We start from the raw sequence: 24,000 nt of genomic DNA, 5'->3' as shown, positions 1-24,000 counted from the left end.
CTTAGTAAGGACGAACATTAGGTTCAATAAAACCTGTAAGAAGGGCGGCGATCAATAACACAACGGCGATTGCAGAGAGGAACACTCGTCGGCCAAGGTAATAACTCATAGGTTTATCTTGGCGAGGCTCCTCATCACTTTCAGGCTGAGGCCCTTTCACCATTTCGAGCATCGCTCTTGCGAGGTTTACGATGATAAACAGTAGTAACACTACCAACAGAGATTTGAAGATGAATACCATAAAGTCTTCCTTATCAGTTCAGATGAAGTCGTACTCGTTTTGGGTTGGTCTGTTATTAACTGTGGTTGCCTTTTCTATTTTGGTCAACTTAGGCTTGTGGCAACTATCGAGAGCCCAAGAAAAGCAACAAATGGAGCGGTTTCTGGATGTAAGAGAGCAGGCTCCTGCACGCGATATTACTCAGCTAAACGTTACCGAGACTCGCTATCTTACAGGTATGCGGGTTACCGCTGAATTAAGACCCATCGAGGGAAAGTACCTATTGCTCGATAATCAAACCTATCAAGGTGAAGTTGGCTATTTGGCTTATCAGCTTATGGAGTTTGGGGTTGATAGGGCGGTTTTGGTAGAGCGTGGCTTTATTCCTTCAAAGGGCCAGCGAGATAACTTGCCCAACGTTGACTGGCTGAACAGCCCACTAATATCAGAAGCGAGAGTTTACCAGCGCTCTTTAAATCCGCTAAGTGATGGGCTGTATATTGAACCGGGTGTGCCGCATCGAATTCAAAATCTCAATATTGCTGAACTTGAACAATATTGGCAGCACCCAATAGAGCCTTACATTTTACAGCCTCACACGTCAGATTGGCCCTATGGGCAGCCTTGGAAACCTGTCCCGCTAGGTTCCGCTAAACACACAGGATATGCCGTTCAGTGGTTTAGCATGGCTGTGGCCCTAGTGCTGTTGAGTGGTTGGGTTTTTATTAGAGCATTAATGCAAGGAGGTCAGGATGGCTAATCCGGTAACAAGAGGCAGAATCATTCTGGTTGCCTTGGTACTAATGTTTGCTTTGCCCGTAGTCATTGCCAAGACATTTCTCGCCAATCATTGGTATGAGTCTGGTGTGACAAACAAAGGCCAATTGATTGAACCAAAGCAAAGTTTTGATGGGCTTGGAATTAGCAACCCTTATGCAAGCGAGCAATGGCAGTTGGGGTATTTGATTCCACAGCAATGTGATGAATTTTGCGAGAAGCAGGTGTACTTGCTGGGTCAAAGTCATTTAGCGCTGGGTAAATATCAGAGCCGCGTTGCGCCAGTGCTGCTTGTCTCAGAGCTCAGCGATACTTCGGTATTAGAAAAGGGGGGGCTTGAAGCTATCAAAGTAAATCAAGCCTTCCATCAGGTTGTGTCTGACTTTGAGTACGTCATTGTTGACCCATTGGGCCAATTGGTGATGCATTATCCCAAAGTGGAATCACAAGACGATTTGGTCCGTCAAAGCAAAGATGTACTGGCGGACTTAAGGAAGCTACTTAAGTTATCAAGAGTAGGCTAACAGCAGGGAAGGAGTTTGGTTATGGGATTGACCAATTTAGTTCGCCTAAGTCTCGTATTGACTTTTATTGTCATCATGCTTGGTGCCTATACTCGACTGGCTGACGCTGGACTAGGATGTCCTGATTGGCCGGGATGTTATGGCCAGTTGACCGTACCTAACGATCAACAAGAAATAGCACTAGCAAAATCCTTGTATCCAGAGCTCACTGTTGAAGCGAATAAAGCTTGGCTGGAAATGATCCACCGCTATTTTGCGGGCACGTTGGGTTTATTGGTGTTTGCTATTTCATTTCGAGTGATTAAAGAGAAGTCGTTGCCTTATGGTCTACCGATTGTGATCTCTTTAGTGGTGGTTTTTCAGGCGCTTTTGGGTATGTGGACGGTAACCATGAAGCTGATGCCACTGGTAGTGATGGGGCACCTTCTTGGCGGGTTTACACTGTTTTGTCTACTTGCGCTTCTGTATTGGAGACTACTTGATCGCAAGTCACCCATTGAAGCAGTCCCTCATGTATCTAGTTGGTTAAAGTTTCTCGCCTCTGTCACTTTGTGTTTTGTTGTTATTCAAATAGCTTTGGGCGGCTGGACGTCATCTAACTACGCCGCCTTAATGTGTACAAGCTTACCGGTATGTGAAGGGAACTGGACAGAGCATCTGGATTTTGACCGCGCTTTTCAGTTGATACAACCCAAGCAAGAAGCCTACGAGTTTGGCACGCTAGATTATGGCGCTCGGATGACCATTCATGTGACGCACCGATTTGGTGCTGTGCTGGTGGCCCTGTTGTCCATCAGTTTACTTTGTGCGTTGCTATGTGCCAGAAATCCTAAGCTAACAAGTGCCGCTTTCAAAGTGGGTGTGTTGCTGATTCTACAAATTAGTTTAGGTATTGCTAATGTCCTACTTAGCTTACCGCTTGTGGTGGCGGTTGCGCATAACCTAGTCGCCGCTTTGTTGCTGCTTTCAGTCCTCCATGTCAATTATCTTCTGCGACAGAAAGTCACTGCTAATGCCCATTCCACTCGATTTTTTCGCAAGGAGAGTTCGCGATGAGTAATTTTATCAGTCACATCTCTGAACAAGACCGATCGTTATGGCGAACCTACCTCACTCTGACTAAGCCGAAGGTGGTTGCTTTAATGCTGCTTACAGCTCTGGTCGGTATGTGTTTGGCGGTGCCAGGATCTCTGCCTGTTCAGCAATCGATTCTTGGTATGTTGGGGATTGCCTTGATGGCAGGTTCTGCTGCAGCATTTAACCACCTGATTGACCGACGAATTGATGCAGTTATGGCTCGAACGTACAAGCGACCTCTGCCATCTGGTGAACTCAATGTGCGCAATGTGTTTGCGTTTGCCACTGGAATCGGGCTCGCTGGATTTGTGGTCCTGTATGTGTGGGTGAATGCGTTGACGGCTTGGCTGACTTTTGCCAGTTTGCTGGGTTATGCCGTTATCTACACCATGTACTTAAAGCGAGCTACGCCACAAAACATCGTTATTGCGGGGATTGCTGGTGCGATGCCACCGTTACTAGGTTGGACTGCAGTCACGGGTGAAATGCATGCTAATGCTTGGCTGCTTGTGATGATTATCTTTATATGGACCCCTCCGCATTTTTGGGCGTTAGCGATTCATCGCAAAGAGGATTATGCCAAAGCCGATATACCAATGCTGCCTGTCACGCACGGTGAGGAATATACAAAAACATCAATACTGCTTTATACCGTATTGTTACTTATCGTTTGCCTCTTCCCTGTATTGGTTGGGATGGCAGGAGTCTTCTACCTAGCCTCTGTAACAATACTGTCTGCGTTGTTTGTCTATCACGCTTGGAAGCTGAAATTTGGTACTGACGAGAAGCAAGCCATCAAAACATTTAAGTTCTCTATTTGGCACCTGATGTTGCTGTTCTCAGCGCTATTAGCCGAGCACTATTTGATTTGAGGGAAGTTTTGATTTGAGAGAAGTACCTGTCTAGCCATTTGTTTGATGTTTTAATGAGTGACGCTCAAGCCTTTGAAATAAGGTAGAAAGCGTCAGACAAAATATCAGGTAAGTGGCGCCTACTATCAACCAAATCTCAAAAATAAGGCCGGAGGAGTTTGCCATCTCTGTGCCAACGAAAGTCATTTCTTGAATCGAAATCAGTGACACAATCGAAGTATCTTTGACCAATGAAATGGCTTGTCCGGCAAGTGCAGGAGTAATTGCGGCTAATACCTGAGGGGCGATGATCAAGCGGTACTTAGCCCAAGTGGACATCCCTAATGCGTCTGCCGCTTCCCATTGTCCTTTTGCTATGCCAGCCAAACCTGAACGTACTATTTCAGCCACATAGGCAGAGGAAAGGATCCCGACACAAAGTACGCCAGACAGTAGATTTTCCCATAGGGACTTAGGCCCGAACAACATCGACTGCAACGCATTCGACTCTCCGGAGTACTCCCTCAGAATCCCTTCCAATCCGATAGCGGGAATGAGCTGATTTGAGATAAAAAAGTAGAAGATAAACACGAAGACCAGCGGGGGAATATTTCGGATTAACTGGATATACACATTAGCCAGTGAGCGAAATATGTAAATGGAAGAATGCCTAGCCACACCAATGAATGTTCCCAAGGTTAGTGCCAATAGCATTCCCCAAATACTGAGTCGTAATGTCGAGATCACACCCTGAATGAAGTAGGGCAACGACCCATCAGAGCGTGAAGTAAAGATTAGCGTGAATGCTTCGCTCCATCGCCAAGTGTAATTCACTCCAATAGAAGCGCGTTGGTAAAGCCAGAATCCAAACACAGCTAAAGCAAGCAATAAAACTAAATCTAGCTTATTGAAGCTTAAGCTGGGTTTTCTGTCCTGACTGGCGGTCAGTAAATTCGATTTATTCACCTGACGTCCTGCTAATCTTTATGTCTTATCAATCATCCTAGGTTTAAGAAACGTGGTTATTGACCGGTTGCAACTTGCTGCTGCCAGTCGAGCGTCGCGAACCAGTACTCGTATCTTTGCTCAAGCCAGCCATCCTCGGTACGGGCTTGTATCCACTGGTCGAAGAAGGCTTGTTTGTCGTTTTCACCAAGACGAACGGCGAACGCTTCGTTGCCCTTAGACAGGCGCTCGTTAAACGGGATAAACAACTTGTCAGCATTTTTGACAGCTTCGTGTTCAGGTTTAGGGCTAGAAGCAATCACAGCGTGAGCGTTACCATTGAGGACTTCCTGAAATGCTTGAGCATCATCGTCGAACTGAAGAATCTTAGCTTTCGGAAAAGCCTCTCGAGCGACTTGTACCGTGAAGGCGCCACGGCGTGCTGCGATTTTAACGCGTCGAGAGTTGAAATCGCTCATTTCAGAAAAGCCTGAAGCCAGTTCTTTATTCGCAGCCACCTGAACACCAGAGTGTGAATAAGGAGTGGTAAATAAGACACTCTTAGAGCGTTCGGGAGTCACGCTCATGCCGCCAATAATTACATCAAATTTTTTCGCCAGCAGTGCTGGAATAATGCCGTCCCAAGCTGTGGGTACAAATTCAACTTTCCAGCCAGAGTCCGCGGCAAGACGTTCAGCTACATCGATCTCAAAGCCGATTAAATCCCCTTGCTTGTCGCGCATTGCCCATGGGACAAAGGTCGACATTCCGACGCGTAAGGTACCGCGCTCGTTAATCTTATCCAAATTTGGGGTTTCACTGGCAAGCGTTGGTAGCGCTACTGCTAGCCCAAGCAAAGCGGTAATCGCTTGCTTGAAAGCTCTCAACGAACGAATCTTTTGTCCTAAGTGTTTCATTTGATTTCCTTATTATTGAGCACGCCATTGGGCGCCAAGTTTGTGTTCTAGCCAAGCGGAGATTCCCGAGAGTGACAGTGTGAGCAAAAGATATATCGCTGCCACGCTAAACCATATCTCAAATGGCATCGCGGTTTCCGAAACAATGTTTCTTCCTTCTGTCGTCAGGTCGAATATGGCCATTACGCTCACAATTGAGGAGTTCTTAACCAGAGAAACCACTTCATTGGTTAAAGGCGGTAACGTTCTTTGTAGTAACTGCGGGAAAATAACGTCGTAGTAGGTAGAGAAAGGGCTGAGTCCAAGGGAGCGAGCAGCCTCAAACTGACCTTTAGGGATGCTGTTCAGACCTCCACGAAAAATCTCAGCGGTGTAGGCACCCTGGAAAAGTGAGAGCGCCAAAATCGCAGTCGCGAATCTATCAAGGCCGATCACAGGCCCAAAGACGAAATATAAAAGGTATATCTGAACCAGAAGCGGCGTATTGCGAATCAGCTCAATATAAGTATTTGCGATGGTTCGACCTACAACAGACTGAGAAAGCTTAAGCAAAGCCGTCAGCATTCCAATCAGCAGAGTAAACATTAGGCTCCATACCGATATCTTGATAGTGACCCACAAGCCTTCGAGCAGTTCAGCAGGCCACCACTCACCATCTTCATAGAAGGCGATATAGTCAGGTACTCGGTGCCATTGCCACTGGTAATCTATTGCTTTCGCTCCAGAATCCAGCAGCCACCATAGCCCTAAACCTAGTATTAGGACCTGAGTTAAGGCGGATAAAACGGGCTTTAAAATTCGGCTAATCATTGGTGGCTCAGGATCTGCTCCAGAAATTGTTGTGTTCTCGGATGTTGAGGTGTACTGAACAATTGCTCAGGAGTAGCCATTTCGAGTATTTCTCCCTGATCCATAAATATCACTCTATCGGCCACCTTTCGGGCAAAGCCCATTTCATGTGTTACGCATATCATTGTCATGCCGTCTGTGGCTAAATCTGTCATGACTTCCAAAACTTCTTTGATGGTCTCTGGATCTAAAGCGGAGGTTGGCTCGTCAAACAACAAAATCTCGGGCTTCATACACAAAGAACGTGCAATCGCGACACGCTGCTGCTGCCCACCAGACAATTGAACGGGATATTTGTTTGCCTGCTCCGCGATGTTGACGCGATCTAGAAAGTGCATGGCTGTATCGATAGCTTGTTGTTTCGACTGCTTCAATGTGCGCATCGGTGCCAGTGTCAGGTTCTCTAATACGGTTAAGTGAGGAAAAAGATTAAAATGCTGAAAAACCATACCGACTTTTCCCGGTGATACAGAAGACAAAGGCTGGCCGAGTACCTGAATATTGCCTTTTGAGATGGTTTCCAACCCGTTGACGGTACGAATTAAGGTCGATTTTCCAGAACCAGAGGGGCCACAAACGACTAACCTCTCTCCTTTTTGTACTGAGAGGCTAATATTCTTCAGTGCCTGAAATTGGCCGTACCACTTGCTGACGTGCGTAAAATCGATGGCGCTCATGCCGATTCTTTATATGCATTTATTTGTATTTCTACCTTAACAATATCAAGAAGATATTGCATCTCATGTAATTAAAATAGAGCTTTAAAGCCTGATATTGCTCACTCTTTATCGTGTGTAATTTAAATTTTACATACGGTGTAAAATGTAAAAATAGAAGAAAGATTGCCTTTTGGTTTAAAAAGTGGTTGCAAGCATCGTTTTTGATAGATAAGTTACAGGGAAGATGAAAAACAAAATAGAGCATTTATGCACCACTAATTTTTGGTGCGGTGTTCAAGCCAAGAGAAATAGGAAGACGTAAGCAATGTTCCAGACTGATGATGTACGAATTAGCAAAGTAAAAGAATTATTACCGCCAGTAGCTGTTTTAGAGAAGTTTCCGGCGACTGAAACTGCGTCTTCAACGACTTTTCGCTCTCGTGAAGCAATCTCTAAGATTTTAAACGGCGATGATGACCGCCTGCTGGTTATCGTTGGTCCTTGCTCTATTCACGATCCTGAAGCAGCAATCGAATACGGTAAGCGTTTGAAAGTATTGCGTGATGAGCTGGGTGACCGCCTAGAAGTCGTGATGCGAGTTTACTTTGAGAAGCCACGTACAACTGTCGGTTGGAAAGGCCTGATTAATGACCCGTACCTGAACGACACGTTTAAGATCAACGACGGTCTGCGCATGGGGCGTAAGTTGTTGCTGGATCTAACTGATCTTGGCCTACCTACGGCGAGTGAGTTTCTTGATATGATCACTCCGCAGTATGTTGCAGACTTAATCAGCTGGGGTGCTATCGGTGCACGTACCACTGAATCTCAGGTACACCGTGAACTGGCTTCAGGTATCTCTTGCCCAGTCGGCTTCAAAAACGGCACTGATGGCAACATCAAAATTGCATCAGATGCAATCCGCAGTGCGAGTGCTTCTCACCACTTCTTGTCAGTCACTAAGTACGGTCACTCTGCAATCGTTGAAACTGCTGGTAACCCAGATTGTCACATCATCCTACGTGGTGGTAAAGAGCCTAACTACAGCGCTGAACATGTTGGTGCTATTAAATCTGAACTTGAGGCGTCAGGTCTGCCTCAGAAGGTGATGATCGACTTTAGCCATGCTAACAGCTCGAAGCAGTACCAGCGTCAGATGTTGGTTTCGGAAGATGTAGCAGGTCAAATTTCTGCAGGTGAAGATGCTATTTTTGGTGTAATGATTGAGTCGCATCTTGTTGAAGGTCGTCAAGATCTTGTTGATGGTCAAGCTCCAACTTATGGTCAGTCTATCACTGATGCGTGTATTGGTTGGGAAGACACTGAAAAGGTTCTTCGTCAGTTAGCCGATGCTGTAGAAGCTCGTCGTAACAAATAACCTATTTCTTATTTGTAAGAAAAGCTCCCAAGTCGGGAGCTTTTTTCGTTTTAGGGGTTTAATTGAACACTGTTTAATATATTATGGAAATCGAACTTATCGACCCCAATGATTCATGAAGCGAACGTCAAAGATTATCTGGACTGTCATACTATGCTTGGCTTTATCCTCATGGACTCACGCGGCCCAAAGCGAGAGTGATTTGTTTATTTACACTCTGCCCAAGTACGATGACTCGCGCAATGAGATGAACCAAGACCCGATTGATGTAAAGGTCGATAGTACATCGCCTCCACCAGCTTTGAAGCTAGATTATGAGGTCCCTTGCGATCTCAAGTGTGGCATCGGTCATACAGGACTGTTCTTACTTTATATTGCAGCGGAAGGACAGAAAGATCAGCAATATCGATACTCATTAATGAATCCAAACTACGAACCTTAATCTGACTAATTTGAACAAGGGCTCTCGGCAGAGAGCCCTTGTATATTTATTTACCAACGAAACCTACAACAACCGTGTCGCCTTCCAAACTCCGAGAGAAAACATAGGCTGAATTGTTGCCAATTTCTTCGTGTACACCAGCTCCTATTGCAGGATGGGATTGACGGAACTGGCCTAACGTTTGCCAGTGTTTAAGAAGTTGTTGGCGCTCTTTACTTAGCTCCCACAGCATGTCAGAGCGAGTGCCTTGATGGAAGTCATCAGCATAGGGGCCTAAATCTCTTCCCACTTCATCACCGTAGTAAACCTGAACAGCGCCGGGGCTAAGTAATAAAGCGTTGGCGGCGTTACGCTGCATCTCAAACGAGTTGAAGCGACTGAAAAACAGTTCTGTGTCGTGTGAAGACATGTAGCTGACAGGGGTAAAATCTGGCGTTTCTTGCATTGAATCGGCGTAGTTTTGATAGGTCTCCTGCATTTGGCTCAGGCAAGCGGCACCTTTGTCGAGCTTCTTCTGCATATCAAAGTTGATTAGCGCATCGAAACCTTGGTCAGCATAAGGTGAACGGTAAGCCGAATGTCCCCAGACTTCACCTATCATCCAGAAAGGTTGCCCAGTCTGATTATTATTGACACGCCATTGCTCAAGGCTCTTTGTTGCCTCGCTTTTCAACCGTTTCCACACATCTCCTTCAACGTGTTTAACGGTATCAACTCGAAAGCCATCAATACCAAATTGCTTGACCCAGTCGGTTTGCCACTCGATGAGGTAGTCAGATACGGTGTAGCTCTCACGCGCTTGAACGCGGGTTCCTGGATTGTTGAGTAACCATTCTGGTGGTGTTACGCGCTGCTCAGACTCGGTCAAAAAGTCGGGTAGGCCAGCCAGCGTCATTGTGATATCACTTGATCCGGGTTTGCTGTAGCCTGGTAAACCAGCTCGAACCCAGTCTTTACCCCACCACTGCTGCCAGTTTGAACTTGCGTAATCAACAGAATCATTAAAGCTATGCCAGTTCTGCCCTGATTTGGGTGCCCAGTCTTGCCACTTATCGGGCATATTATCGGTGTTAACAACGTTTATGTTGTCGAACTGTAAGTCTGCCAGTGTCGAGTAACCCGAATGATTGACCACGGCGTCTAGGAAGATACGCATACCGCGTTTGTGAGCCTCTGTGACCAGCTGCTTTAGATCCTCTTCATTACCAAAGTTCTGATCGATTTTGGTGAAATCACGAGTCCAGTAACCATGGTAGCTATAGAATGGAAAACTGCCTTTCTCTCCACCACCGACAAAGCCGTGGACTTGCTCTACGATAGGAGAAAGCCAGATCACGTCAGTGCCAAGGCTTTGAATATAGTCGAGCTTTTCGGTAAGTCCTTTAAGATCCCCTCCATGAAAGGTGCCTATCTCTTGTTTGCCATCTTTCTTTCGGCCATAGCTGTGGTCATTGGATCTATCTCCGTTGTTGAATCGATCCACCATGGCGAAATAGATATTGGCGTTTCGATAGTCGAATTGCGCAGAGGAGGCGCTGGCATCGGCCTGTTCAAGTAGAACAAGTCCACCACTGTTCGGGGAGGGGGTTAATCTGACTTGATCGTTTTGCACGGTAACGAGTTGATTTGAAAATGCCTCTCTGAGCTGAGTACCTTCACTGAAGGTGCCACCTAAAGAAAGTGCCACTTCTCCACCTTTGTATTGCTCGCAAACGACATCGGGGATAGGGCGGGTAAACTTCTTGGCTGCGACTTTCTTGGCTTCCCGAGCGATTGTTATTGTGTGTTGAGTATCATCGTAGGCAAAGGAGTAATCTCCACTGAAGCGGATCTTAATCGATAATTCGGTATCGCTACTGCAATTGAGGCTCAGTGGTTTACGGAACTTAACTTTCTGTTCTGCTACTGATGGGCACGTACCATCGATCCCCGATATATTAACTTGATAGGTTTCTTTTTTAAGTGGCAGAACCAATGGATCCGATGTGCTTAAAGGGAAATCCCGACTTGTGGTGGTGGTTGAAATGGTGAGAGTCGGCGCGGCTATAGTTGCCGAACTGATTAGGGCAGTCAGCACAGCAAGAGAGATATGTGTTTGCTTCACGTTCATTCCTTGATTGTTTTTTAAACAAGGTTAAACCGATTACCTCAAGCTGACATCATTCCCCTAACCTACGCCCCAAAATTTGCTCAAAATCACAGCAGTCATCCTTTATGTTATACGGATGACAGTTTCAGCGTTGTGTCTTTATCTGGAGATTTAAAAATTGCACCATGGCAGATTCATCTAGGTAGCCATCGGCTTTCTTGTGACCTCGTAGATATTGATAGCCTGCAATGACATGGCGGTGTTGTTCGTGGTCTTTTGGCTCAAAGCCATGGACGTGTCGATAGGCCATTATATAGGCGTCCATATCGACCACTTCAGCTTGTCTGTATAGATAACCGCAGCCCGTAGCCAGCCATTCCAGTGAACAGTTGGCTTTCATGGCTATCTGATTAGCTTTGGACAAACTCGGTTCACTCCCGTTGAGGTATTTGCGAATCAGGGCTTCTGAAAGTTCTACTCGGCGAGCAAAACCAGAAACCGACTCCTCACCAATCAATTGTTTTAGCCGTTCGGAGAAACTCAATTTTTCGTACTCTGGTTCGAATTTGTTGTCAGTATACGTTGAGCATTGAATTAAACAAGAATACTGTAAAGGCAGTTTTTATTAGGAGGTAAGTGATGGTGTCTAAAGTCACAATTGCGCCGCAAGGCCCGGAGTTTTCTCAACTGGTTCAGGGTTACTGGCGCCTTGCAGAATGGGGTATGACGCCTCAGCAAAGATTGTCGTTTCTCAAGCAACATATTGAGTTAGGTGTTACAACAGTCGACCACGCAGATATCTACGGCAATTACGAATGTGAAGCTCTATTTGGTGAAGCGTTAAAGTTAGATCCTGCCGTCCGTGATGCGATCGAGATCGTCACTAAGTGTGATATTCAGCTCTGTACCGACAAATTTCCTCAACGCAAGGTGAACCATTATGACACCAGTGCGGGGCATATTTATGAATCTGTTAACAACTCGCTTGCACGTCTGAACATCGAGCAAATTGATGTCTTGCTTATCCATAGACCAGATGTACTGATGGATGCGGATGAAGTGGCTGATGCGTTTAATGAATTACACAAAGTTGGCAAAGTGAAGCACTTTGGCGTGTCTAACTTCACGCCAAGTCAGTTTGATCTTCTACAATCTCGTGTGGCCAAACCGCTGGTTACTAACCAGGTTGAAATCAATCCATTGAATTTTGAGGTTGCCCATGATGGTACGTTAGATCAGCTTCAAATGAAGCGCGTACGACCAATGGCGTGGTCTTGTCTCGGCGGTGGAAGCATCTTTACTGGTGCAACCGAGCAGGCACAACGTGTTTGTGATGAGCTAGAAGCAATCCGATGTGAAGTAGGTGCGCAGAGTATTGATCAAGTCATCTACGCATGGGTAAATAGACTGCCATCACGACCTCTGCCTATTATTGGTTCAGGAAAAATTGAACGCGTGAAAAGCGCTGTTGAAGCGATGGACATTGAACTTACTCGTGAGCAATGGTATCGCGTCTGGGTAGCCTCTAAAGGTCATGGTGTGCCATAGACTGCGATTTTACATGAGAAAGTGTCGACTTAGCTGTCATGTAATCAATTAAGAACATCGAGAGCTGAGTGTCCGCTTTTTAAAGGTCTGCCAAATCCGATATTAGGAAACTAATATCGGATTTTTATATTTCTTATCAGTCTATTCGTCACTACTTTTCACTTACGAAACATTTTTCATGGCCTTGACTCACTAATAACCTAAGTTTTTAGTGGTTATTCTCACATGTGAGATTGGTGTTTTAACTAATGAGTTAACTGTTTAATATCATGATCTTAGTTAATGCAACGAAGTCAATTAACCTGTCTATAATTACTCTAATAACGAGCAACGGTCATATTATGGAAATAAGCACTGGAATCACGTACAAATTTTGATATTTTTGTCGCCAATACGCTTGTTGAATATTATTAAATTTCTTAATTGCTGTTGACTGATTTGGTCAGATTGAGGGGATAAGTATGGAAGTCGAAATTGTACGCCAGGCTCGTATCGTAGAAGAAGTGAGCGGGGACGTTATCGCTGTTAAGCCTGATGGCACCGCGAGAAAAGTCATTCAAGGCGAGACTATCCAGTCGAATGAAATCATGATCACTGCTCGTAATGCCTCAGTGGTGTTGAGTGCTGGTGGTATTCCTTCAATTGTTGATGAAAATAGCATTTCCTTAGGATTAGAGAATGTTGATGGTAATGCTTGGCATTCTACGCAAGTGAACGGAGATGTTGAGTTTGATCTTGCCCAGCTTGGTGAAGGTGCATTAAGTGAAGATGAGATTGCGGCAATTCAAGGTGCGATTTTAGATGGTGCTGACCCGACTCAAATCCTAGAGGCTACAGCAGCAGGCGCAGGCGGTGCAGGCTCTGCGAACGGTGGCTTTGTGACCATCGAATACAATGGCACCGAAGTATTAGCAAGCACTTTCTTCGAAACATCAGCGCAAGCACAAGACGATGTAGAAGAGACCGACGATGAGTTAAGAACCTTAGTATTTGCTGCTGGTGGTGAAAGCATCTCAGAAGCGCTTGTTGAGGGCTCTCTATCAGCAGGTACTTACCCCCAGTCAGAAACAGCAACAGTGACTATTTTTGCCGGTGACCTTCCCTTAGATGCTGATAGTTTTGTCCCTGAACCTGCTTCACTCGCTAGTTTATTGGCTGAACTCAATTCTGATATCACATCTTCAGGTGAAGCCGTTACGTTTACTTATGATTCGGCCGAAAACGCTATTATCGGTGTCAACGCTCAAGGTGAAGTGTTGCGCATTGATATTGATACGACTTTGGTCGGCAAAGATGTCAGCCTAGAGCTGACCACAACAGTAAGCCAGCCTATTGATCACGTAGATTCTGTTGGTGGTGGACAAGTCGCAATCAGCGATGATCAGATTTCAGTCAGCTTTGATATCACAGGTGCTGATTCAGGTGGTAACGCTATTCGAGCTCCTATCGATGCTCAGGTTTCAATTGGCGATGGAGTTAATCCAACACCTCAAGCGACGAATGTTCAGAACGTCGAATCTGATTCAACGTTAATCCAAGGTGAACTCGCTGCAATTGGCAGTGATGCACTGGCCTCAGTAACGTTTGACAGTTCTGCACTTCAGCAATTTGATGGCTTACTCAGTGACAATCAATCCACGACGGCAACGCTGTCAGATGACGGGACAACAATCACGTTAACGGCTGATGGTTCAGGAGATACCGTACTGACGGTTAGCGTTGATACGCAAGGGCAGTATGAGTACCAGCAGTTTAAGCCTTTGGAACACAATGGCTCTGATACGATTTCTCTTTCACTGCCTACCACTATTGTAGATTACGACCAGGATACGGTCACCAATGACATTAATATTGAGATTACTGACGGCGACAACCCTGTTATTACTAATGTTGATGGGTTGAGTCTTGATGAATCAGGTGTTGCTGGTGGCTCGCAAGTCGGCACTGTGGCAGTTTCGGGTAGTGGTTCTATTACAGCCACCGCAGGCAGTGATATCATCGATCACTTTGAGCTGGAACCAAGCGAATTTAATACTGACGGCTCACTGACTTCACAAGGTCAGCAGGTCACTCTTGAGCTAACGGATAATGAGAACGGTGTTCGAACGTATGAAGGCGTGATTGAGCTCAACGGAAGCCGTGTCACAGTGTTCGAAATTAAGGTGGATTCACCTGCGCAAGGTGATTATGAGTTCACGCTGTTTGAACAGCTTGATCATTTAGGTGTGAACGATGAGTCATTGACGATTGAACTCCCAGTTTACGCGGTTGATGCGGATGGTGATCGTTCTGAATTAGCGGGCGGTACGGGCTCCGAGGAAGCAGGCAAGATTCTCATCCAAGTGAAAGACGATGCACCGACGATTAGCGGTGCTGACGCTTTGTCTCTTGACGAAGATGATCTCTCTTCAGGTTCCTCACCAGACGCGGCTTCTTTGACGGCAAACGGTCAGTTTACTGTAACTGAAGGTGCAGATACGGTAGTTGAATACCGACTCGATACGAACTCTAATCCAGTCGCGGGTTTGAAGTCCGATGGCTTGGAGGTATCACTGAGTGAAACCTATGACAGCGCAACTAATACCTATACCTATACCGCTTCAACGTCTGATCAGGATGTATTTGTCCTGACGATAAAAGGAGATGGCACCTACTCATTTGAGTTGAAAGGACCGATTGATCATGCTGCGAATGCTGATGATCAAACATTGAATTTCGCGGTTATTGCCAAAGATAATGATGGTGATACTGCTGCCCAAAATATTTCTGTCAATATTGTCGATGATGCTCCTTCGATAAGCCATGCTGAGGCGTTAATCCTCAATGAGAATGAYTTAGCGAGTGGCACTAGCCCAGACGCGACACGTGTGAGCCAAGACGGAGACTTCACTACGCTTGAAGGGGCGGATAAGGTCGTGAGCTACCAGCTTGACCTGACCAGCAACCCGATTGATGGCCTGACGTCTCAGGGCAAAGCGGTGACGCTCTCTGAGTCCATCGATGCCGATGGGGTGGCGACSTACACGGCTTCCAGCGTGGATGGCGATGTGTTTGTRCTGACGCTGCGCCCTGATGGCAGYTACACCTTTGAGCTGAAAGGTCCGATTGACCATGACGCTAACAGCGACAGTGAACGCCTTGATTTCACKGTGGTGGCGACCGACACCGATGGCGACACCGACCGCATTACSCTGCCGGTGACSATTGGCGATGATAGCCCGAACATCGCCTCGGCKGAGGCGTTAATCCTCAATGAGAATGACTTAGCCAGTGGCACNAGTGAACGCCTTGATTTCACGGTGGTGGCGACCGACACCGATGGCGACACCGACCGCATTACSCTGCCGGTGACSATTGGCGATGATAGCCCGAACATCGCCTCGGCKGAGGCGTTAATCCTCAATGAGAATGACTTAGCCAGTGGCACYAGCCCAGACGCGACACGTGTGAGCAAAGACGGAGACTTCACCACGCTTGAAGGGGCGGATAAGGTCGTGAGCTACGAGCTTGACCTGACCACCAACCCGATTGATGGCCTGACTTCTCAGGGCAAAGCGGTGACGCTCTCTGAATCCATCGATGCCGATGGGGTGGCGACCTACACGGCTTCCAGCGTRGATGGCGATGTGTTTGTACTGACGYTGCGYCCTGATGGCAGYTACACCTTTGAGCTGAAAGGTCCGATTGACCATGACGCYAACAGCGACAGTGAACGCCTTGATTTCACKGTGGTGGCGACCGACACCGATGGCGACACCGACCGTATTACCCTGCCGGTGACGATTGGCGATGACAGCCCGACAGTTCGCTCTATTGATCCATCAAGCACGTTTGTGGTTGATGAAGATGACACCGCAGCAGGCTCTGATACTTCCGGTGCAGCCGCTGTTGCGACAGGCAGCTTTGTCACCACAGAAGGCGCGGATGGTGTTGTTGCTTATGAGTTGGTGAATGTATCCGATACGCAAAATGGCCTAACGTCTAACGGGCAAGCGGTAACGATTTCTGAGGTAAATGGTGTTGCTGGCGCGACCACTTATCAAGGTGTGGCTGGCGGTCAAGTGATCTTCACTTTAGTGCTGTCTGACAACGGTGATTATACTTACACCCAATTCAAAGCTTTGGACCATGCACAAAACAGCGATACGTTGACCATTCCGTTTGATGTAGTTGCGATCGACAAAGACAACGACACTTCACCAACTGTCCGCTTGCCAATTGAAGTTATTGATGATCAACCTGTACTAACGGGGTCGACAGGGGAAACATCTGTCGACGAAGATGACCTAGCGGGTATTGGCTCGGATCGCTCTGAAGACACCACGATTAATGGTAACTTCATTATCGCTGAAGGCGCTGACAGTGTTGTGGAATATGAGTTAACTAATGCAGGTGATACGTTAGATGGCTTGTCTGCTGACGGCGAAGTGCTTGAGTGGGCTGCTGTCCAAACCAGTGGCACGACGTTCACTTATACAGCAATGACTGAAAATGGTCATGAGCCTGTATTTAGAATTGTTTTGGATACATCAGACAACAGCTATCAATTTGAATTACTTAAACCTCTTGATCATCCAGAAGGCGCGGGTGAAAACAGCGTCCAAATAGACTTTACAATCAAAGCGACAGATTTTGATGGAGATGAGTCCGCTGAGATTACTCTACCTATTACCGTCGTCGATGATGTTCCATTGTTGACTGACCACTCGATTTCTAGAGTTGAAGGCAGTGGTTTCAAGAGAGTGAATATGTTTGAAGCCTCCACTGATAAAGGGGCTGATGACGCTGCTATTACGATGATTGAAGGGACTACAGATGGTACTTCGGTGATTAAATTTGGCGGTGAAAATGGTACCTATGTCGATAGTGTCGATATTCAGTCTGGCAATCAAACGATCAAAGTTTACGAAGAATACGATACTGGTAACGGAACAAGAGATATCCGCGAACTGGGTGAGTTGAGAGTCAACTCTAATGGTGACATCCGTTTCAAAGCGTACGATAACCTAGAACATGATGGTGATACGTTTGATTTTAGTATTGACGTGACTGCGACGGATGGAGACAAAGATACCTCAACGGCGCAATTGGATCTGACCATCGTCGATAGGAAAGCGTCAGCAATCGCTCTCAAAGTGACGACTTTCGAAGAATCTGGTCGTGATCCGTCGATTGACTACGATCCAAATAATCCAAATACCCTTGATACCGCTAACGTTCAGGATAACCAGAGCGGTATTACGGGTCTTGACTCCCCAACACAGATTTTGCTTCAAGCGAATTTGTATGATGCGGATAACAACGAATCTATTGGTGGCATGACGATCAAGGCGGGAGATCACCACGGTACCTTCTACTACTTTGACGGCAGCCAATACGTCGAACTTGAGCCAAACAATGGAGGCAAAATCTACATTGATGGCTCTTTGATTGATCAGACATCGAGTGTGAATAGTGATGGCGATCAAATCACCACGATCACTAACCTGTATTTTGTACCGGACAGAAACTACTCGACCGATGAATCAGGTATCCAGATCAAGTACCAGCTTGAAATTGACAACGATGGTACGTTGGATCATAAGCTGAATTCGAGCTTCAGAATTGAAGTGGAAAGTGTTGCCGATATTGCCACTTGGGATGATGCTAATAGCACTTACGAGTACACGTTAACAGAAGATGGCGCTCATCAGACGCTCAACTTGAGTGCAGTGACACAAGATACCAGTAATCCAGAGACGATTACTTACCGTCTTGAAGTGACTCAAGGTCAAGGCGAGTTTGAGTTACTGGATGCATCAGGAAACGTCATTGCAGAGTCATCTCCAGGCGTTTATCTGATCAGCTCTGATGATATCAACAGCGTTCAGCTAAATCCGAGGGATAACTTCTCTGGAGCGATTAAGTTTGACGCGAAAGCATTAACTGAAGAAGACGCCAATGCTGTTTCTGGCAAAGAAACTGCCGAGTCCGTGGTGCAAGAGCTGGTATTCAATGTTACGCCGAAGGCAGATGATAGTAGCTTCTCAGTCAACCGTATCTCAATCTTTGAGGATAATGCTGCGAGCCAGAACACAGTCGATCCCGATCATGAACCGTTTACACTCGATAAAGTCATCACGCTCAATTCAACGGCTGACATCGATACTCCGGGAGATACTTCTGAAGTGCTGTATGTCCGTTTATCCGATTTCACTGACGAAAATGGTCAGCCGCTGGCTGGCTTTGAAGTGCGTTGGGTGAGTTCCGGTGATCCGCTACCATTGATTACTGATGGTAGTGGTAGCTACTATGAGATTGCACAATCTGACTTAGACAAGGTCGAGATTCAGCCACCGCTGCATTCCAACGAGGACTTCACCTTTGAGGCAACGGGTGTGGTGAAAGATACCGCAACACTTGGTGATGGCTCTCAGGTCACCGATGTGACTGAAATGAGTGCTGGTAAAACAGTCCATGTATCTGTCAAAGGTGTTGCTGATATTCCTTATCTTCCCGATGTTCCTGATGTGCCTATCACAGGTGCTGAACTTGATACTTGGTACAGCTATACAGACGGCAATGGTAATGCAGGTGCTCAGGTTGTTATTAACGAAAACTCAAGTATTGAGTTGAGTTTTGCTGTCCTATCGGGTGAAGAAAAAGATGGTGTCAATGATAACTCTGAATCGATCACTGTGCTGCTTTCAGATATCCCCGATGGCGTGCAATTGTACGACAGCAATGGCGGTGTTATTGATTTGGTATACGCAGGTAGTGACGCTAACGGTCCTATTTATCAGGCCAATATTACTCAAGAGCAATACAGTTCAGGTATTACGGTTGAACCGCCAAAACATTCGACCGAAGACATCAATATCACGACGAAAGTTATCGTTACGGAGAACGATGGCCACATCAGAGAAGTGGATGGCAGCATTCTGGTTAAAGTTGTGCCTGTGATTGATGCTGGTGGGAGTGATGATGCTTACAGCAGGACTTCTACAGGTAACGAAGACAGCTTTATTGTCGTCCCTTGGAATCTGCAAAATGCAGAGAATCCTGACAGAGCACCAGATGCCAATGATCGTGATTATGAGTTCGTCTCATCCATTACTATTTCAGGTTTCCCTGAAGATGTTGAGATTACGATTGATGGCGTTCCAGTAGCTAACTACACAGGCGGCACCGCGATGTATGATGACGTCAGCAATACGTTGACGATCACAGGACTGGATGAAAACTCTAGCCAACCTGTCGTTCGGGTTAAGCCGCCAGAAGACTCTAGCGTTGATATGGACTTACAGACCAAATTGATTGTCGAAGAGCATGATGCTGATAATAATGGCGACAGTGTTGCCACGAAAGAAGTGACTGGTTCACTCACCGTTGTTGTTAGGCCAATTGTTGAGAGTGATGGTGATCTTCAGGTCAAATCGAATAATGCTGTTGTGACCACGATTGACGATACAGATGATGATGGCCGCATAGACTTCACTATCAACGATCAGAATGGTGATGCGAATGTTATTGCCTTTGAAGACTTTGATCCGAGCTCGGACGAACTAGTCAAAGAAGTGGTGGTGCGTTTTGTCGGCATTTCAGGCGATGATTTGGATCAGCTGTTTGTTACAGGCGCGGTTAATAATGGTGACGGCTCTTGGACAGTCACTGACGAAGAAAACTTCAGTATCGTTGCGCCTGATGGCCTTAATTACACCGATAGTAATGGATTACCGAGCAGTACCTTGACCGTTGAGTTTGTCGCTCAGGTTTACGATAAGGGTGATGAAAACGAAAGTGGTTCGGTTAGTGAAAAATCAACCACGATAGATTTGACTTTCCCAAGTAGTGTTGTTGGCCAAAACAGTGAAGCAGCTGTGATTGAGCAAATAACAACTCCAGACGCCATTATCACGGGAGTCGAAGACAACTACATTGACCTTAGTAGTCAAATAAGCAATGTTGTCCAAATTGGTGTCGATGGTAGCAATGTGAGCACTGCTGATAGTGTGGCTGACCAGTTCACCATTGTGATTGACCCAAGCGACATTCCGGCAGAAGTAAGTGGTCTTAAGGTCATCGGGGCTGAGTACGATTTTGCTAATAACCTTTATCTGTTTGAAGCAACCATCAACCCTGACGGCAGTATTTCTATTCCTGATGGCCTAAAATTAGAACTGCCTGAAGATTATGCAGGTGACTTCAATCTGCCGATTACCTTTGTCACCACGGATAAAGCATCAGGTGATGAGAATCGCGTCGAACTAAATATCCCTGTCGCTGTGACACCGGTAGCTGATATAGCGGCGGGAGCGGGCGAGCAGGGTCAGCCTCTCGACAGCGATGTCACTCCTGAAATAAGCCTGAGTGCGACTTCAGTGGAAAAAGGCACGGGTACTCAGTTGGACGCTAATGCACTGGAAGATAATCTTATCAAGTTAGATCTTGATATTGATTTGGCAGATGTTCGCAACGATAGTCACAAAGGCCAAGAAACACTGACGAGAGTTGAAATCACGTTACCTGATTCTAGCTTGGGTTATTTTGCTGATGTAAATGGTGACCCGATTCAGCCAGACAGCAGTGTGTTTGTCGTTGATTCTAACGATCCTGCGGTCATTCAGGCGGCATTGGATGGTTTGTACTTTGTGCCTAAAGAAAATTATCCGACGGACAGCAGTGGTAATTCAATCTCCTTTACTGTGAAAGGTACGGTGGTCGACCAAACCACTTTTGATACCACAGGTACGACGCAAGTTTCCAATACGAGTAGTGAGCGCACCTTCACGCAGAACGTGGACATTGATATCACGCCGGTCCTAGACCCTGTCACTTTGCCAACCGCAGCGGACAATATCGTTGTGGTTGGCGATGAAGATACCGACATTTCGCTCACTTCAGGTGGTTCTGGATTGTCGATTGCATTGAATGACACGGATGGCTCAGAGCAATTCCTTTCAGCCAAACTAACGGGTGTGCCTGATGACTTTACGGTAACTAGTACTTCGTCTGACTTTGTGGTTAAGAACAGTGGTGGTGGTGAATGGGTCATTCAATTGACTGACCCGAGCGTAACAGAAATCGATTTGTCAGCGATTTCGATTCGCCCAGCAGAGCATTTCAGTGGCACTGCCGATATTGGCATTACTGTGTTTACGCAAGAGCAGCTGTTACAAGCGCCGACTGCACATCAAGGGCAATTCAGCATTGATGTTACCCCTGTTGGCGATGTGGTAGACATTGACCCAACAAGCAGTGTGACTGGTAATGAAGGTGAGAATATCGACATTGCTATCAACGCGAGTATCGTTGATAAAACCGATCTGTTACCGGGTGATTCTGCTCAGGATCAGCCAGAAACATTGTTAATTACTGTTGAGCAAGTACCAGACGGTGCGACGATTTACTACCCAGATGGTGTGACACCTGCGACCAATCTAGGCAATGGTAAATGGGAGCTGCGTGTCGATGCTCAGGAAGTCGACAAGATTGTGTTTAATTCCGGGGATCACAACAAAGGAACTTGGAATGAAGATAGCCTGAAAATTACCGTCCAATCGGTGGATAAAGATGCGGATGGCAATGAATATCTCGGCCCGACAACGAATCAGGTCTTTGATGTCGCCGTTGATGTTGAAGCGGTGAATGACCGCCCAGAGTTCAACAATATCGCTGACATTCAGACCGCAGAAGATACTGTCGTGGCGATTAAAGGCTTCACGGTGTCCGATGTGGATTCTAGCCTTGATGATCCCGATGCTGAATACACGTTGACTTTAAATGTAGATAGCGGCGAGCTATTCCAAAACACCACGATAGCAGCTAACAATGGGCTCACCGTCTCGGTGGATGCATCAGGCCAGACTGTGACAATTACGGGTAAAGTCGCTGACATCAACTCGGCTCTTGCTCAAGACCTTGTCACATTCAAGCCGGATGAAAACAGCAATGATTTGATCGACACTGATGGCGTTAAAGTGACGGCCCACATCGACGATCAAGGCAATGTGGGTTCGGTGGATGCTGTAAACCCAGATACCTCAAACACCAACGAAACGTCATTCGTTATTCATGTCTCTGAAGTGAATGACGAGCCTCAAGCTGGCGATCTTGACCTAGGGGATATTCTTGAAGAAGGCAGTATTCAGATCACCGCCGCGCAGTTGATTGCCGCCAGCAATGACATTGATGGTGATGATTTGGTGGTTAAGTCCATCTCTGTCCCCGCAGAGCAAGGTACGCTGACTCTTAACCCAGACGGTGTTTCTTGGACGTTTACGGCAGCAGATGACTTTAATGGTGATGTGTCCATCAGCTATACCATTGAGGACAATGGCACAACAAATGGGGTAAATGACTTCCTTCACGATACAGGTACGGTTTCACTGTCAGTGATTGGGGTGAATGATAAGCCTGAGATTGATGTGGATGACATTACAACCATCATCAATGAGTCTTCGGGCCAGTTGATCAGTGGAATCTCCGTCAGCGATGCTGACTATGTCGACGCATTTTCTAATGACGCCATGACTGTCACGCTCAGTGTCGATTTTGGACAGCTGAATGTAACCATACCTGCGGGCTCTTCTATCACAGCGACTCCGTCGTCAGGCAGTTCAATTACACTGACGGGTACCATTGGAGAGCTGAATGCACTGCTGGACTCTCCATCTGCTGGCACTGGTGTAACCTTTGATGCGACTCACGCCCCATCTGACAGCGTGATGCTCACCATTACTGCGACGGATTCAGGTAACCCTTCAGGCATGGTGATGTCGGAGACAACGCAAAAACCGATCACGATTACGCCTGTTGCCAACGCGCCAACTCTATCGATTGCGCCAGATAACAATTATGTGAAGAATATTAATGCCAGCCTAACAGCAAGCAATAATGGTATCGCTCTACTCGGGATCGTTGCGGCACTCACGGATGTGCATGAAGCTCTATCTCTGGAGTTGTCGGGACTTCCTGCTGGATCAACGGTGGAAACATCGTCAGGAACACTGGTTCCAGTGGACGGTAAAGTTGTCGTGCCTGCAGATGATATTGATAGCGTCTCTATCGTCGGTGTACAGGAAGGGGCACATACCATTCAATTGACTGCGGTGTCGACTGAAACGGATAGCTCTACGGCTGAATCAGCACCTATTGATCTCAACCTTAACGTGACCAATGATATCTCCGATATTGATGTTTCTTCCTCTAGCCAAGATAACCAGCTATTGGGAAGTGACGAAGGTATCGAGTTGCAGGCGGGTTCCGGTGACGACCGAATCGAAGGAGGAACTGGCAATGATACACTCATCGGTGGTGCTGGCGATGACGCCTTACTAGGTGGCGCTGGTGACGATATTCTTGATGGTGGTTTAGGTTCAGACATTCTGACAGGTGGAACTGGTGAAGATACCTTTATTTGGCATGAGATTGATGATGGTGCGACGGACACTATTACCGATTTCAGTATTGCTGAAGGAGATCAGATTGACCTGCGTGAAGTGTTACCTGAACTGAAGCAAGCGAATGTAGATATGGATACTTTACTGTCCCATTTGGATGCCAAGTTAGTTGATGGAGATGATATTGAACTTAAAGTGCACCCTGATGGTAATGGAAATGGTGAGCAAACTATTCTGGTGGAGGATTTAGGTCAACAAATTGACTTCAACAGCATGGATTCCTCGCAAATTATATCGACCTTGCTTGATCAGCACATTATCGTCCACGATCAGTAATTCTGAA

At 46.4% G+C, this 24,000-nt stretch carries 15 protein-coding genes; 8 read left to right on the top strand and 7 right to left on the bottom strand.

Annotated elements, in window-relative coordinates; genetic code table 11:
* Position 1: 1 nt before the first annotated feature.
* Entirely contained in the window at positions 2-241 is a 240-nt protein-coding gene (locus L1D31_RS02545; protein WP_239835517.1) for a DUF2909 domain-containing protein, read from the bottom strand.
* Between L1D31_RS02545 and L1D31_RS02540 the strand changes: the two genes are divergently transcribed.
* The 4 genes from L1D31_RS02540 to cyoE are packed head-to-tail and all read left to right on the top strand — an operon-like array spanning position 231 to position 3,470.
* Positions 231-980, top strand: coding sequence for an SURF1 family protein (locus L1D31_RS02540; RefSeq protein WP_239835516.1), 750 nt, complete (start codon positions 231-233; stop codon positions 978-980). The genes L1D31_RS02545 and L1D31_RS02540 overlap by 11 nt on opposite strands.
* A complete protein-coding gene (locus L1D31_RS02535) occupies positions 973-1,521 on the top strand; it encodes a hypothetical protein (RefSeq protein ID WP_239835515.1) in 549 nt (182 codons plus the stop codon). Before L1D31_RS02540 ends, L1D31_RS02535 begins: the two co-directional genes overlap by 8 nt.
* Positions 1,522-1,542: 21 nt before the next feature.
* Positions 1,543-2,577, top strand: coding sequence for a COX15/CtaA family protein (locus L1D31_RS02530; protein ID WP_239835514.1), 1,035 nt, complete (start codon positions 1,543-1,545; stop codon positions 2,575-2,577).
* Positions 2,574-3,470 (top strand): heme o synthase, encoded by an 897-nt coding sequence (cyoE, locus tag L1D31_RS02525; RefSeq protein WP_239835513.1) that lies wholly within the window; start codon positions 2,574-2,576, stop codon positions 3,468-3,470. The genes L1D31_RS02530 and cyoE overlap by 4 nt, the downstream gene beginning before the upstream one ends.
* 30 nt (positions 3,471-3,500) lie before the next feature.
* Here cyoE and L1D31_RS02520 read toward each other — a convergent pair whose 3' ends face one another.
* Genes L1D31_RS02520 through L1D31_RS02505 form a run of 4 tightly spaced genes read right to left on the bottom strand, consistent with a single transcriptional unit; the run spans position 3,501 to position 6,837 of the window.
* On the bottom strand, positions 3,501-4,415 hold the full coding sequence (locus L1D31_RS02520; protein ID WP_239835512.1) for an amino acid ABC transporter permease: 915 nt from the start codon (positions 4,413-4,415) through the stop codon (positions 3,501-3,503).
* A 56-nt stretch (positions 4,416-4,471) separates the two neighbouring features.
* Entirely contained in the window at positions 4,472-5,281 is an 810-nt protein-coding gene (locus tag L1D31_RS02515) for a transporter substrate-binding domain-containing protein (protein WP_171348859.1), read from the bottom strand.
* A 42-nt stretch (positions 5,282-5,323) separates the two neighbouring features.
* Entirely contained in the window at positions 5,324-6,121 is a 798-nt protein-coding gene (locus L1D31_RS02510; protein ID WP_239835511.1) for an amino acid ABC transporter permease, read from the bottom strand.
* Positions 6,118-6,837 (bottom strand): amino acid ABC transporter ATP-binding protein, encoded by a 720-nt coding sequence (locus L1D31_RS02505; protein ID WP_239835510.1) that lies wholly within the window; start codon positions 6,835-6,837, stop codon positions 6,118-6,120. The genes L1D31_RS02510 and L1D31_RS02505 overlap by 4 nt, the downstream gene beginning before the upstream one ends.
* A gap of 307 nt (positions 6,838-7,144) precedes the next feature.
* On the opposite strand from L1D31_RS02505, the gene aroG reads away from it, so the two are divergent.
* On the top strand, positions 7,145-8,197 hold the full coding sequence (gene aroG, locus L1D31_RS02500; protein WP_006960398.1) for a 3-deoxy-7-phosphoheptulonate synthase AroG: 1,053 nt from the start codon (positions 7,145-7,147) through the stop codon (positions 8,195-8,197).
* 202 nt (positions 8,198-8,399) lie between these two features.
* Positions 8,400-8,639 (top strand): hypothetical protein, encoded by a 240-nt coding sequence (locus L1D31_RS02495; RefSeq protein WP_235202584.1) that lies wholly within the window; start codon positions 8,400-8,402, stop codon positions 8,637-8,639.
* Between the two features lie 46 nt (positions 8,640-8,685).
* Here the strand turns inward: L1D31_RS02495 and L1D31_RS02490 are convergent, their stop codons facing one another.
* Positions 8,686-10,743: an alpha-amylase gene (locus tag L1D31_RS02490; protein WP_239835509.1), complete on the bottom strand. Its 2,058-nt coding sequence runs from the start codon at positions 10,741-10,743 to the stop codon at positions 8,686-8,688.
* Positions 10,744-10,873: 130 nt separating this feature from the next.
* Entirely contained in the window at positions 10,874-11,272 is a 399-nt protein-coding gene (locus L1D31_RS02485) for a helix-turn-helix transcriptional regulator (RefSeq protein ID WP_031343192.1), read from the bottom strand.
* Between the two features lie 95 nt (positions 11,273-11,367).
* On the opposite strand from L1D31_RS02485, the gene L1D31_RS02480 reads away from it, so the two are divergent.
* Positions 11,368-12,276, top strand: a complete 909-nt coding sequence (locus L1D31_RS02480; protein WP_239835508.1) for an aldo/keto reductase family oxidoreductase — start codon at positions 11,368-11,370, stop codon at positions 12,274-12,276.
* Between the two features lie 461 nt (positions 12,277-12,737).
* Positions 12,738-23,993, top strand: coding sequence for a retention module-containing protein (locus L1D31_RS02475; RefSeq protein WP_275666041.1), 11,256 nt, complete (start codon positions 12,738-12,740; stop codon positions 23,991-23,993).
* The last annotated feature ends 7 nt before the right edge of the window (positions 23,994-24,000 follow it).

The organism is Vibrio sp. Isolate23, assembly GCF_022398095.1.
Lineage (GTDB): Bacteria > Pseudomonadota > Gammaproteobacteria > Enterobacterales > Vibrionaceae > Vibrio > Vibrio coralliilyticus_A.
The sequence above is the reverse complement of the archived record's forward strand: the minus strand, read 5'-3'. Positions and strand labels throughout refer to the sequence as shown.